The sequence below is a fragment of the Segetibacter sp. 3557_3 genome, assembly GCF_004354985.1.
Lineage (GTDB): Bacteria > Bacteroidota > Bacteroidia > Chitinophagales > Chitinophagaceae > Segetibacter.
Genome location: NZ_SMSK01000002.1, coordinates 381,824 through 395,535, shown reverse-complemented (window position 1 = coordinate 395,535; position 13,712 = coordinate 381,824). Strand labels below are relative to the sequence as shown.

Annotated in this window: 14 protein-coding genes; 6 read left to right on the top strand and 8 right to left on the bottom strand. The window is 44.0% G+C overall.

Annotated features, from left to right (window positions below; translation table 11 throughout):
• The first annotated feature begins 74 nt into the window (after window positions 1-74).
• Window positions 75-257: a hypothetical protein gene (locus EXU57_RS05980; RefSeq protein ID WP_133267265.1), complete on the top strand. Its 183-nt coding sequence runs from the start codon at window positions 75-77 to the stop codon at window positions 255-257.
• An 86-nt stretch (window positions 258-343) separates the two neighbouring features.
• Window positions 344-706, top strand: coding sequence for an STAS/SEC14 domain-containing protein (locus tag EXU57_RS05975; protein WP_165958046.1), 363 nt, complete (start codon window positions 344-346; stop codon window positions 704-706).
• A gap of 57 nt (window positions 707-763) precedes the next feature.
• On the opposite strand, the gene EXU57_RS05970 is transcribed toward EXU57_RS05975, so the two are convergent.
• The gene (locus EXU57_RS05970; RefSeq protein WP_133267263.1) at window positions 764-1,516 is read right to left on the bottom strand and encodes an XRE family transcriptional regulator; all 753 of its coding nucleotides are present in this window, start codon (window positions 1,514-1,516) and stop codon (window positions 764-766) included.
• A 106-nt stretch (window positions 1,517-1,622) separates the two neighbouring features.
• On the opposite strand from EXU57_RS05970, the gene surE reads away from it, so the two are divergent.
• Entirely contained in the window at window positions 1,623-2,495 is an 873-nt protein-coding gene (gene surE / locus EXU57_RS05965) for a 5'/3'-nucleotidase SurE (RefSeq protein ID WP_133267262.1), read from the top strand.
• The gene (locus EXU57_RS05960; protein ID WP_133267261.1) at window positions 2,495-2,788 is read left to right on the top strand and encodes a hypothetical protein; all 294 of its coding nucleotides are present in this window, start codon (window positions 2,495-2,497) and stop codon (window positions 2,786-2,788) included. The genes surE and EXU57_RS05960 overlap by 1 nt, the downstream gene beginning before the upstream one ends.
• A 1,225-nt stretch (window positions 2,789-4,013) precedes the next feature.
• Here EXU57_RS05960 and EXU57_RS05955 read toward each other — a convergent pair.
• Window positions 4,014-4,598 carry an RNA polymerase sigma factor gene (locus tag EXU57_RS05955; RefSeq protein ID WP_133267260.1) on the bottom strand — a complete coding sequence of 195 codons (585 nt, stop codon included), beginning with the start codon at window positions 4,596-4,598 and terminating at the stop codon, window positions 4,014-4,016.
• A 566-nt stretch (window positions 4,599-5,164) separates the two neighbouring features.
• Here EXU57_RS05955 and EXU57_RS05950 point away from each other — a divergent pair.
• On the top strand, window positions 5,165-6,319 hold the full coding sequence (locus EXU57_RS05950) for a patatin-like phospholipase family protein (protein WP_133267259.1): 1,155 nt from the start codon (window positions 5,165-5,167) through the stop codon (window positions 6,317-6,319).
• 80 nt (window positions 6,320-6,399) lie between these two features.
• Window positions 6,400-8,400 carry a tetratricopeptide repeat-containing protein gene (locus EXU57_RS05945; RefSeq protein ID WP_133267258.1) on the top strand — a complete coding sequence of 667 codons (2,001 nt, stop codon included), beginning with the start codon at window positions 6,400-6,402 and terminating at the stop codon, window positions 8,398-8,400.
• A 223-nt stretch (window positions 8,401-8,623) separates the two neighbouring features.
• Here the strand turns inward: EXU57_RS05945 and aroQ are convergent, their stop codons facing one another.
• The 6 genes from aroQ to rpsK form a co-directional block, all read right to left on the bottom strand.
• On the bottom strand, window positions 8,624-9,082 hold the full coding sequence (aroQ, locus tag EXU57_RS05940; RefSeq protein WP_133267257.1) for a type II 3-dehydroquinate dehydratase: 459 nt from the start codon (window positions 9,080-9,082) through the stop codon (window positions 8,624-8,626).
• Window positions 9,083-9,445: 363 nt separating this feature from the next.
• Window positions 9,446-10,537, bottom strand: a complete 1,092-nt coding sequence (carA, locus tag EXU57_RS05935; protein WP_133267256.1) for a glutamine-hydrolyzing carbamoyl-phosphate synthase small subunit — start codon at window positions 10,535-10,537, stop codon at window positions 9,446-9,448.
• 209 nt (window positions 10,538-10,746) lie between these two features.
• Window positions 10,747-11,328, bottom strand: coding sequence for a 50S ribosomal protein L17 (gene rplQ / locus EXU57_RS25860; RefSeq protein WP_133267255.1), 582 nt, complete (start codon window positions 11,326-11,328; stop codon window positions 10,747-10,749).
• A gap of 128 nt (window positions 11,329-11,456) precedes the next feature.
• On the bottom strand, window positions 11,457-12,458 hold the full coding sequence (locus EXU57_RS05925) for a DNA-directed RNA polymerase subunit alpha (protein ID WP_133267254.1): 1,002 nt from the start codon (window positions 12,456-12,458) through the stop codon (window positions 11,457-11,459).
• 72 nt (window positions 12,459-12,530) lie between these two features.
• Entirely contained in the window at window positions 12,531-13,136 is a 606-nt protein-coding gene (gene rpsD / locus EXU57_RS05920) for a 30S ribosomal protein S4 (RefSeq protein ID WP_133267253.1), read from the bottom strand.
• A 152-nt stretch (window positions 13,137-13,288) separates the two neighbouring features.
• Window positions 13,289-13,699, bottom strand: a complete 411-nt coding sequence (rpsK, locus tag EXU57_RS05915) for a 30S ribosomal protein S11 (protein ID WP_133267252.1) — start codon at window positions 13,697-13,699, stop codon at window positions 13,289-13,291.
• Between the last annotated feature and the right edge of the window lie 13 nt (window positions 13,700-13,712).

Below are 13,712 nucleotides of genomic sequence, written 5' to 3'. Positions count from 1 at the left end.
TACTGGACATATTATAAGAAGGTATTGGCGAACACAATGGTATAATTTTTTTGCCTTCACTTTAAAGCTTAGTTATGAAAGATTCAAGGGGTACCAACAATCAACAAAACAAGCAGGGCAATTCGCATGTTCCTCGCCCGGAAATCAGGGATAACCTTGATAGCCGCAAAAATGAAGAGCAGGACGATAAGGGGGATGACACCACACATAACAAACAGGAAACAAAGGCAGATAAAGGGAAGAAAAAAGAAAAGTGACCAGGAAGTATATGTGAATCCCGATGAGAAAACATGCAGCCCTTTGGTGCGTGTTTGTTGCGTTTTACCTACTAAATGATTTGGTTATGCTTGCCCGTATTGAACATCTGCCAGAACATGTTTTAGGAATGCGTGCCACCGGCAAGGTCGTTGACACAGATTATCACAATGTTCTATTTCCGGCGTTTACCTTATACCGGCAGCAAAATGAATGGCTCTATTACATAATGGTTATTGAAACTCCAATTGGCAACTTTTCTATAGAGGCCCTGCTAAATGATATGGTGCTGGGTTTTCAGTACTTCACCCGGTGGAAAAAGGTTGCAATCGTTAGCGCTGAACGCGGAGTGATTACATTTACTAATACGGTGGGAAAGCTCTTGCCTGGTGAATACCGGGGGTTTCACCTCAGCGAACAGGAAAAAGCATTTAAATGGGTTTCAAGCTGAACCTTTACTATCACGAAAGCTTGTTCCTCATATCGCCTAGGATTTATCGGGTTTCTCCTAATTGATTTTCTTCTTTAAAGTGCTGATCTGGTCCTGAAGGTTATTTACCAAACCTGCGAGTTGGTTCACATCCCATCGTTGTTGAACATTTGCCTTTGCAATAATCATTTGAGCCTGCCATAGTTCCATGATCTCTTCGGAATTTATACTATAGGGTTCGTATTGTGGATTGTCGCTTACGAGTGTAAGCTTGCTTTTGTTCCTGTTGCTTTTAAGCACACGCTTATAAACGATTCCCTCATTCCGGGATACGACAATATAAGTGTTACTTGTTTTTATATCTTCCACGTCTTCGACCTTCTCCCCTACTATTACCGAACCGCTTGGGGTTGGAAGCATACTGTCACCAATGATCTCGAATGCACGATAATGCCCGGCTGAAAGCATCGGTAAGGTGAAGGTGTTTAGCTCATCAATAAAGTCCGGATCAGTATAGCCGGCAAGATAACCTGCAGCAGCTTTAACAGGCACAAACTGGATCTCGGCGGTATTACTCGTCATCTTCATCTGGCGGCGCTTATCCAGGTAGCTGCCCGGCTTCATGCCGGCAAGGTCCTTTAGCAGCAGTTCGTCGAGCGAGGTCTTAAAAAGGCTGCTGACAATCTCCAGTACCTCTATACGTGGATCGGCCCGCTCTTCTTCGTATGCACCCAGCAGCGAACGTTTAATCTTTAGCTTATTGGCAAATTCTTCCTGTGTCCACCCCTTAAGTTTACGGAGGTATTTTAGGTTTTTACCGGCTTGCGACATAACGGAACTAATTAGTTTAGCCGCAAATTACTAATAAAATTAGTTGACAAACAATTTATTTTGACCCGTTATTTTTTATCGGGATTTTTGCGCTATATTATTGAACATGGCAAAAGCTAAAAAGACGATTGAAACACTGCTTGCATCTAAAAATGCCCCTATCCGTTCCAAACCAAAATCTGCTGCAACACAAAAGCAGGTACCCGATGAACCCATTATTTTAATCACCAATGATGATGGTATATCAGCACCCGGTTTAAAGGCGCTTGTTGAAGCGGTGAAAGACCTGGGAAAAATTGTTGTGGTTGCACCGGACAAGCCCCAGAGTGGAATGGGACATGCCATTACCATTGGCCATCCCCTCAGGCTACATTCCGCCAATTCGTTTTTTGACGGTGTGGAAGCATGGCAATGTAGCGGCACCCCGGTAGATTGCGTAAAGTTGGCCGTCGATAAAGTCCTCCACCGCAAACCCGACCTTTGCCTAAGCGGAGTTAATCATGGTGCAAATCATTCCATCAACGTTATTTACTCCGGCACCATGTCGGCCGCTGTTGAGGCAGCCATTGAAAGCATCCCAAGCCTTGGTTTTTCGTTACTCGACTATAATATCGACGCTGATTTTACGGGTGCAAAAAAATTCGCAAGATTACTCGTTCAACAGTTGCTGAGCCGTAAGGTCATCGACAAACATTTATGCCTGAATGTTAATATTCCTTCAGTGGATGTAAACCTGATAAAAGGTATGAAGTTGTGCCGCCAGGCTTATGCGAAGTACGAAGAAGATTTTGATGAACGAAAAGATCCAAACGGCCGGAAATACTTTTGGTTAACCGGTGAGTTCATCAATTTCGATAAGGGAAAGGATACGGATGTTTGGGCACTCAACAACAACTTTGTTAGCATCGTTCCGGTTCAATTTGATCTCACCGATTATAAGCTGAAAGACAAACTTCGAAAGATTTTAAAGACGAATTAATGGGCAGAAGAGATAGTCTGAGATTAGGCCTGGCACTTGGGCTTATAGCTCCCGTTGCAGGGATGCTTATTTACTACCTGTTTCAGTTCAGGATGTTTACCCTTGAGGAGTTCTTTAGGGTAATGTTTACGCAAAAGACTTTGTTAACAGGTATCATCAGCATTTCACTAATCGCAAACGCTGTTGTATTCACCATTTTCATCAACAAGCGTCATGACCGTACTGCAAGGGGAATTTTCATTGCTACCTGTATTTATGCAATCGTTTCTTTGTTGATAAAGCTGTTATACTAACAATACACTCTTGAATTTCATTCGGCGAGCCGTACTGACCAATTGATTTTTCGGCTGAGAAACTGGCGTGAGGTTTTGGGTTTAGCCTGCTTAAACTAGTATCCTTGTTCATGCACTTAAGTATCATCAAAGCGCCCCTTTGCTAGCATTGAATAGCTTAGTCATATTGTGCTATAATGTCACGCAATTCGGTTCTCAGGTTTTGCCATACCAGCTTGATTGTTTTTAATAGGTTTAAGGCAGGTGTATGAAGCAAATTAAGCCTATATCATCCTCCATCGTACAAATGATCTGATGCAGGAATCGAACTCCTGCAATGCAGTAGAGTCACTTCAAAGAATGGGTAAGCTCTTTCACCTTTGCCGGTATACCTTCCTTGATTGCGCATCTAAGCGTTACCATTTTTTTCATCGATATTGACAACAGAACCCGACATCATATTTTTTTCACAATCCTGATCTCCACCGGAAAAAAGACCTCATGTATGTAAGGTCGATAACAGGTTGGCTTTTTGCCCATCAGTAATTCCTCTATGCGAAGCAATGGGATCTATGGATCAACCGCCTCAAACGCGTAAGGATTGGGTTGAAACGACGAAACCCGGTTTTGGAACCAGGCTTCGCGCAAAAGAAAGGGTTGTGTTAAAAAGGGTTTGATGAGTTGTTAACGATACGGATTTTACACTAGACCACTTTGTACAGGGATTTGCTGCATCAAAAGCGCTCTAGTTACAAATGGCTTTTCTGCAACCAAGATAAAGCCTCAGAAGAACCCGTAACAGTAATCGAAAAATTTACCGTTAGGTACAAGAGTATATACTTCATTTTAGAGGACTAATACATCAATTCCTGTTTCATAGAAACATTTCGAGTAATGGTGCATGTACAAGGTAGATGCTGTAGGCAAATACACGTTGTAACAGTGGCTTGCATAAAGGGACTTATTAATGAATGCGACAGACTTACCATTTATTTAGGATTGCGGAGAAAGGGTGGAATACTTATATTGATCATCATTACGCGTCGGCTGCGCAGTCGGAAGAATAGGGCACGCTTGTACCGCCGCATTTCAAAGTCGCTTACTGACGTTATTCCAAACAATAGAAATGAGATGATACAGCCATTGATAGTATTTCACCTCTGGAGCTAATCTGCCCAACAGTTATGCGGCATAACGGGCATCTTTCAGGTATAAACAGTAATGCAAGTTTATTGATCGACCATTATTAGTTGTCGTCACCTTCGTTCTGCGGACGATCGGTAAGCACACTTCTTAACAACGCTTTAGCCCTTGAATATTGTGACTTACTAGTGCTTTCTGTAATTCCAAGACAACCCGCAATCTCTTTATGAGAGTAGCCTTCGATAGCATATAAAGTAAACACCGTACGGTAACCATCGCTAAGCGCGTTTGCTTTTTTTACAAGGTCTTTCTGAAACATGTTGTCTAGTGGAGTGGTGTACTTGTCGGCGATAGAATTCTCAAGGCCTTCGCTTACGACAGTATTGAGGCTTCTTTTGCGGATGTGTTCAATTGCAGTATTAACGAAGATGCGACGAACCCATCCATCAAATGATCCTTCGCCGCGAAACTTATCAAGGTTATTGAAAAGTTTAACGAAGGCTTCCTGGAGAATGTCTTCAGCATCCATTTGATTTTTTGCGTACCGCAAACAGATGGCAAACATCTTTGAAGAAAAAAGATCATACATTTCTTTCTGGCTTTTTCTCTTACCAGCGATACAATCTTCAATTAAACGGTTCTGAGTAAGTGATAAGGTAACATTGGAAGTGGTGTAATTAGCATTCATATTGGAGTGTTTTATAAAGGTTTCCATCTATAATACCCAATCTGTGCCAAGCCACAACCTGCTGATTACCAAACTGATACAAAGTACTTAATAATGCCTTATTTCCACCGGCCGGAATCCTATTCCAAATTCGAGATTAGCCCGGTATTGGATCATCTAAGGGAAATGGAGTTCCTCCCAATCTTACGTTCATCAACGGATGAAAAACGATATTTGAACTTAGCGGTGATGCTAACCTGTTCGCTTACTGTGATGATATATCATGGTCGTTTGTTGCAAGCATCATTTGCTATAAACGCTCACAGCTACGCGCATCTAGGTGATCGTAAGTGAAGAGAAGCACATAGCCTAGCAAATTAATTAAAGCCCTATTTGTTTCCGAACGATTTGTTTCTACCTTATACCCGATTTGAAGCTGGCGATCGCTGACGGATGTTGTTTACTAAAGAGCATGCTTTTGTAATCCGCTTTTGTAATCCATCACTGTTTTTAGGCTTGAGCCAAATATTTATGGTGCGGATTCACTACTAAACGGGTTATCATATTAACTTCTTAAAACTACGCATATGTCATTATGGGGCAACCTTGCTGAACGCTATGAACAGAAACAACCAAGAAAGATTCTTGCATTAGATGGAGGAGGTATCCGGGGTATAATCACCTTGGAGTTTCTTGCCGAAATGGAGAGTCAATTGAGAGAAAAGCTTAATCGCGGGTCAGACTTTCGGCTGGGAGAATACTTCGACTATATCGGGGGCACAAGTACTGGTGCCATTATCGCTGCCGGTTTGTCTATTGGGATGTCTGTAGAACAGCTGCTCGACTTTTATAAGCACAAAGGAAAAGACATGTTTGATAAAACCTTCATCCTGAAAAGATGGAAGGCGTTGTATGAGTCGGGGCCCCTGCTAAACATGTTAAAAGAAACTTTTGGTGCAGATACCGATATGGTAGTTCAGAATGGGAAATTCAAATGTCTTCTGCTTGTTGTAACCATGAATCGAACTACAGATTCTCCATGGCCGATCAGCAATAATCCACTGGCAAAATACAACGACCTTACTCGTCCCGATTGTAACGCCCGGATCAAGCTTCATCAGCTGGTGAGGGCAAGTACGGCGGCCCCGGTTTTCTTTCCACCGGAAACACTCCAATGGGACCCAAATGATCCTGAAAAAACATTTGTATTTGTAGATGGTGGGGTTACGCCATATAACAACCCATCTTTTCTGTTATACCGAATGGCAACCCAACCAGCATACAACCTGAATTGGGAAACCGGCGAAAACAAACTGCTGATCGTTTCGGTAGGAACAGGCGCGGCACCGACATCCGGCACATACGATAACCTGCTTGAGGCGGCGAAGGGACTTCCAAATAATTTGTTATATGCGATGCAGGTCGACCAGGATATCAATTGCCGAACTGTTGGCAGGTGTTCCTATGGTGCTCCCATCGACCGGGAGCTGAAGTACATGATCCCAATGGATGAAGAAGGCAACATGATCGAGATGGACCAGGATACCAACCGCCAGTTTCTGTATGTTCGTTACAATGCCGATCTCAGCCAGGAGGGTTTGGACACGATGGGACTCCACGATATCAAATCAAATCACGTCAGGGAAATGGACTCTGTTACTTACCTTAACGACATGTCGCTTGTAGGTAGAACGGCTGCTAAAGAGCAGGTCAACTTACAGCACTTTGGTGCCTTCGTTTAGCATGCTGCTCTTTTGTAATGGGCAGTGCTGTCGAATTTGCACCATCCTAATTCGTATTTTTAGTTGAAACCGGAAACATCATGCAGGCCTTTATCGTTCGTCCGTTTGGGACAAAACAAGGTGTAGATTTCGAAAAGGTCGACAGTGAACTTATACAGCCTGCCCTAAATGCCGTCGGGATCCCCGGCAGCACTACAGCAGTGATTATTGAGCAGGGTAACATTCGGGAAGATATGTTTGCCCAGCTGCTGCTTGCCGATCTTGTGATTGCCGATTTATCGATCCACAACGCAAATGTTTTTTACGAACTTGGGATTCGACATGCCCTGCGTGACCGGAAAACATTCCTTATTAGGTGTTCAAAAGACGAGATCCCTTTTGATCTGAAAACAGACCGGTACCTCAGTTACCCGGAAGAAAACCCGGCTAAAGCGCTGGATGCGTTGATCAACGGATTGCGTGCAACAATGATCGCGGACAAATCAGACAGCCCCGTCTTTTTTATGTTACCAAAGTTGCAGGCTCAAGACCCTGAACGCTTCCTGGCCGTACCGCCTGACTTTGGTGAAGAGGTGGAATTGGCCAAGGCGGGAAAACAGTTGGGTCGGCTCGCGTTACTGGCATCGGAAGCTGCCGGTTATCCCTGGGAGATACCCGCGTTGAGAAACATCGGCGAAGCTTTGTTTCAATCGAACGATCTTGAATCAGCGGGTATTTACTGGGACAAAATACGCATGCGTTCACCATATGACCAGGAAGCTAATGATCGTCTTGCAACCATTTATCAACGGCGCGCCGAAGATGAACTACGTACAAACCATGAACAAGCCTGGGAATACCTGAAGCTTTCAGAACAGGCAATCGGAAGGGTACTTTCGAAATTAAACGGCAATGATGCAGCAAAGAAAGCTGAGATGTTTACGCTCAGGGGTAGAAACGCAAAAGTAAAGTGGGTGGATACCTGGCGTAGAGCCCCCGAAGAAGAATGGCGCAAACAGGCGTTGAAATCAAAATACCTGAGTGAGGCTTACACAGGTTACGAAGAAGGCTACCAGCAGGATCTAAACCACTATTACTCGGGCATTAATGCCCTTGCATTACTCACCATAATCATCTGTCTTGCGGAGGCACTTCCAGAGACCTGGGAAGAACAATTTGACACCGAAAAGGATGCTGCAGAGCAATTGGAAGATTACCGGGAAAGATGCCGGGTGCTTTCGGTGATGGTAAAAGGGGCGATCCAGGCACAGCGCAAGCGCAACAGCAACCAGGTCCAGCCCGATCCCTGGTTGAGCATGTCTGAAGCCGACCTGGCATGTATAACGCTTCAAAGGCCCGCCAGGGTGGGGAACATGTACGATCAGATTATCCAGGCAAGCGAAGGCCTGACGTTTGAATCTGCACGAAGGCAGCTTATGATCTTTAAGCAATTGGGTGTGCTTACTGCCAATGTGGATGCCGCGCTTGCTGCATTTTCAAAGGCCGCGGCACCGGAAACAGCCGATAAACAACATTACTTGCTGTTTACAGGGCATATGATCGACAAACCCGGCCGACCCGAACCACGGTTCCCTGCAGGCAAAGAAGCCGCTGTTAGAGCAGCCATCAAACAAGCAATTGTGGGGGAACAGGCCAAACATCCCAAACTTCGTGGGATATCAGGTGGCGCCAGTGGCGGGGACATATTGTTCCAGGAAATCTGTGATGAATTTGGTATTAAAAGTGAACTCTTCCTGGCGCTGCCGCGTGAAGCTTTTGTGCTAGCCTCAGTTGCCCCCGCAGGAGCATCGTGGATTGAGCGATTTGACGCGCTATACAATAAATTATCAAGGAGAATACTGTCCAATACAAAAGAATTGCCCCGATGGCTGCAAGCCCGGCATCAACCGGATTACCTGTGGGAGCGAAATAACTTGTGGATGCTCAACAGTTCACTCGTTTGCGGCGGCGCACAAATGACGCTGATTGCCTTATGGGACCGCAAAGGCGGGGACGGTCCGGGCGGAACCCAACATATGGTACAGGAAGCTCAAAAAAGAGGTAGCAAAACGATTATCCTCGACATCAATACAATTAGCTAAGCGTACTTAACTTTTCCTAATCATGTTACGCAGCTGCGTTCACTGACGGAACACTACAGTCAACTTACTATCTGCCCCCTACTTTACACTGTACCCTTTGAACGTATCAACCAGTCAACTCATCAACCAGTCAACCGATCAACTTATCAACCAGTCAACCGATCAACCTATCAACCAGTCAACTTATCAACCAATACCCAATACCTTAATACCCAATACCCACTCAAAGCTTATGCAAAAACTCACTGATCACATTTGACGACCGGTGTTCCATCAGGTATTTTATAGCCAATTCATAACCTTTAAGCCCCAGCCCTGAAATTGTGCCGATACACTTCGCACTGACATGCGAAATCTTTCGAAAGTCTTCCCGGGCGAATATGTTACTGATGTGCACCTCTATAACCGGTGATTTGATCGCAGCAATTGCGTCACCGATTGCTACTGACGTATGAGTATATCCCCCGGGGTTGATGATGATACCATCATAAGTAAAGCCTACATGCTGGATCTCATTAATTAGTTCGCCCTCTACATTACTCTGAAAGTAGTTGAAGGTAACCGTAGGAAAACGTGTTCTCAATTCATTCAAAAAGTCAGAGAAACTTTCATTTCCGTAGATGTCGGGTTCGCGTTTCCCAAGCAGGTTAAGATTTGGGCCGTTAATAATGGAAATATTCATAACGGTATCATTTGATTGCTACGAATGTACAATATCAAAATGCACAAATCAAAGTCTTGATCAGGTGTCGCTTTCTTAGGGCGCCTGTTCAGCTGATTGCCTAGCCACGAGATGCAGTACAAGCCCGCCCGACTGAAGCCGTTCGGACGGGAGTGCGACGCCCGTGCGACAGGCGCAGCCGGGCGGGCAACGATTTACAATTGAAATACTGCAGCTGGGTCCCAAAAAATTCTTAATTAAACCGGTTTGGGTCTTAATCTCATAAGCTATTGAAAGTGGTGGTACCAGGGGCTTGCCCAAATAGCTGACATAAAAAAGCTGCTCCCATACAGGAACAGCCTTCTACAATTATGTTTAAAGCGCTTAAGACATCATACCAATAAATTCATCGAAAAGGTACCGGCTGTCGTGAGGGCCAGGTGTGCTTTCCGGATGGTATTGCACACTGAAAGCTTTTGTGCCTTTTACGCGGATGCCTTCAATACTATCGTCATTTAAGTTCACGTGAGTGATCTCGATATTGGGATTGTTTCTCACTGCTTCAGGGTCAACACCAAAACCGTGATTTTGCGTAGTGATCTCACATTTGCCGGTAAGCAGGTTTTTAACAGGGTGGTTTAAACCGCGATGGCCGTTCTGCATTTTAAAGGTTGGAATACCGTTTGCCAGCGCCAGCAACTGCTGCCCCAGGCAGATACCAAATACAGGCTTGTCTTCGTTCAAGATTTCTTTCAATGTATCCACAGCGTAACCCATTGCGGCAGGATCACCCGGGCCATTGGAAATAAAATATCCACTAGGATTAAACTCCTTCATGTCCGAGAGCGTAGCTGTGGAAGGAAACACTTTTATATGCGCTCCCCTACTCGTCATGCAGGTAAGAATATTTTGTTTTACACCATAATCGACAACAGCAATCTTAATGGCTGCAGCGGGATCGCCTTGTTCATACGTTTCTTGTGTACTTACTTTCGAGGCTAACTCCAGGCCCCCCATATGCGGGGTAGCCTCCAACCGTTGGCGTAATTCTGCTTCATCGGTAATCTCCGACGAAATGATGCAGTTCATCGCCCCTTTAGTACGAATATGTGAAACCAGGGCACGGGTATCAATATCTTCTATTGATACAATTCCATTCGACTTTAGGTAGTTGTCTAAAGAACCGTTCGCCTGTTTACGACTGTAGAGTTCTTCAAGGTTCCGGCCAATCAAGCCACAAATTTTTACCGAACTACTTTCGATATCATTGTCATTTACACCATAATTTCCAACATGAACATTATTCATGATCACGATCTGACCGTAGTAACTTGGGTCGGTAAATACTTCCTGGTAACCGGTCATGCCGGTATTGAAACAGATTTCGCCAGTAGTTGTCCCAATTTTGCCAAAAGCTTTACCATGGAACAAAGTGCCGTCTTCGAGCAATAGAATAGCATTCGGTTGATGATTCATTATAAAGTATGAAGTTTTTGAACGTTAGCCAATGTTTTCGCTTTGTGTAAGTCAACAGTAGCAGGGTCCATTTTCACACGGACTTAGTTAATACCGCAAACAAACGCGCAAAAGTATCATTACTGCCAGATATAAAATCCTAAACTTTTAAACATAAAAAAAGCAAGATCATCAATGACCTTGCTTTTTTTATTATTGAGTTTAAACATTTATTTAGGTGCTTGCTCTCCTGATTCGTTGCTTGTTGCAGTAGACTCAGCAGCATCAGTTGCAGGCTGTTCAGCTTCAGTTTCAGTTGTAGCTGTAGGCGTAGCATCTTCTGCAGTTGCCGGAGCAGTAGCATCAGCGGGAGCGGTTGTTCTTTTACCCCTACCGGCACGACGTGTTCTTTTACCTGTTTCTTTCTGCTCACCAATGCCTTTACCGTAGATCTCGTTGTAGTCTACCAGCTCAATCATTGCAACTTCAGCGTTGTCACCATGACGAACACCAAGTTTGATGATCCTTGTATAACCCCCGGGACGAGCCTCGGTTTTCAGGCGAACTACATCAAATAGTTCTTTGATGGCTTCTTTATCCTGGAGATAGCTAAACACTACCCTTCGTTGGTGAGTAGTATTGTCTTTTGCCTTTGTAATCAGTGGCTCAACATAGGTGCGAAGCGCTTTTGCTTTAGCCAACGTAGTAGTAATACGTTTGTGCTGAATAAGCTGTGCAGCAAGGTTCGACAACAAGGCGCGGCGATGGCTTGCTGTTCTGCTGAGGTTGTTAATTTTGTCTCCGTGACGCATGACGTTTGAATTTTTTCCGCTGCACCGTGTCAGGATTTGCAGCGTACATGATTAATTCAAAAGCAGAAAATTCAAAACTAAAAGGTGAGCTAACACCAATTGCGACTTCTTACTTTTGACTTTTAACTTTAATAATCTTCTTTATCTAACCCGAGTTTGCTCAAATCCATTCCAAAGCCAAGACCTCTTTCGTTCAACACCTGCTCAATTTCGCTGAGTGATTTCTGGCCAAAGTTCCTGAACTTCATCAAGTCTTCCTGCTCATATTGCACCAACTCACTTAAACTATTGATCTTTGCTGCTTTGAGGCAGTTGAATGCACGTACCGAAAGATCCAGGTCTTCAAGTGGTGTTTTAAGGATCTTACGTAGTTGAAGTGTTTGTTCGTCAACGAGGTCTTCTTTCTTTTCTTCTTTGTTGTCGAAAGTAATGTTCTCGTCGGTGATGATCATCAGGTGCTGGATAAGAATGCGTGATGCCTGCTTAACCGCGTCTTCCGGATGAATTGTACCATCCGTATTCACTTCCATGATGAGCTTTTCGAAGTCAGTTCTTTGCTCGACACGGGTGTTTTCGATGGTATATTTTACATTTTTTATCGGGGTATGGATACTGTCGATTGGAACATATCCAAATACAGTGTCCTTAATCCGGTTATCTTCTGCAGGCACATAGCCACGACCTTTCGAAATGGTCATTTCGATATCAAGCTTAGCGCTGCTGTCCATAGTACAAATCAACAACTCCGGGTTCATCACTTCAAAAGATGAAGTGGCATCCGCTATCATACCCGCTGTGAATTCAGTTTTACCCTTTATGCTAAGTGTAAGCTTTTCAGATGGAACTTCATGCTCAACTTTCTTTTTGAAACGAACTTGCTTAAGGTTCAAAATAATCTCCGTGATATCCTCAGTAATTCCTTTGATCGTAGCAAACTCATGTTCTGCGCCTTCAACCTTTATTCCCACGATTGCATAGCCCTCCAGCGAACTCAATAATACCCTTCTCAGGGCATTTCCAATGGTCAGACCGAAGCCTGGCTCCAATGGACGAAATTCAAACTGTGCCTCAAAATCATTTGCTTTTTGCAGAACGATCTTATCGGGCTTCTGGAAATTTAAAATAGCCATCTTATTATAGACGATTTAATGTTTAATATGAAATACCACAGTGATTAAGGCAGGCCCCCACCGAAAACCGGATTATTTGTTGTACAACTCAATGATCAGTTGCTCCTTGATGTTCTCAGGAACACTCTCCCTTTCCGGATAAGCGATGAAAGTACCTTTCATTTCCGTTTCATTCCAATCGAGCCAGCTAAAGTTTTTGCCTTTACCCCTAAGGTTAGCAGTAAGCGCAGTGTTTGTTGAAGTCTTCTCTTTCAAACCAATGCTGTCTCCCGGCTTTAGCTGGAAAGATGGAACGTTTACGACTTCACCGTTAACTGTGATATGTTTGTGCGAAACCAGCTGACGTGCAGCAGGACGGCTTGGAGCAATACCAAGACGAAATACGGTATTGTCTAAACGGGCTTCAAGTAATTTGATCAGGTTATCACCTGTAACACCTTTACGGCGTGAAGCTTCCACGAACGTATTACGAAACTGCTTTTCGAGCAGGCCATAAGTGTATTTTGCCTTTTGCTTTTCTTTTAACTGAAGTGCATATTCACCCAACGTTTTACGCTTACGTTGTGCACCGTGAATACCCGGAGGGTTGCTGTTTTTTGACAACCACTTGCCATTACCTAAGATTGGCTCACCGAAAATCCTGGAAATTTTGGTCTTTGGACCAGTATACCTTGCCATAATAACTTATGTTTTAGATTTTTTTGTTCCCGGTGCAGATCATTAAAAATCTTAAAATTCGAGCTGCACCAGCTTTATAATTCAAAATTCAAAATGTGAAATTCAAAAGGCAGCTCAATCCGCCAATCCGAAATCCGCTAATCCAAAATTAACTATACCCTTCTCTTTTTAGGAGGACGACAGCCGTTGTGAGGCAGAGGAGTTACGTCTTTGATCATGGTGATTTCGATACCACTGTTTGCAAGTGCGCGAATAGCACCTTCTCTTCCGCTTCCAGGTCCCTTCACATAAACGTCTACACGCTTTAAACCTGCATCAATCGCAACTTTCGCTGCGTCCTGGGCAGCAAGCTGAGCTGCGTAAGGCGTATTTTTCTTAGAACCACGGAAACCCATTTTACCGGCGCTTCCCCAGCTGATCACCTGGCCGTTTTTGTTTGTCAGGCTAATGATGATGTTGTTGAAAGTTGCACTTATATGGGCGTCACCATATGCGTCAACCTTTACAATCCTTTTCTTGGCAGCTGCTTTTGCGCTGTCTTGTTTTTGTTGTGCTTTCGCCATAAAATTTACTTGA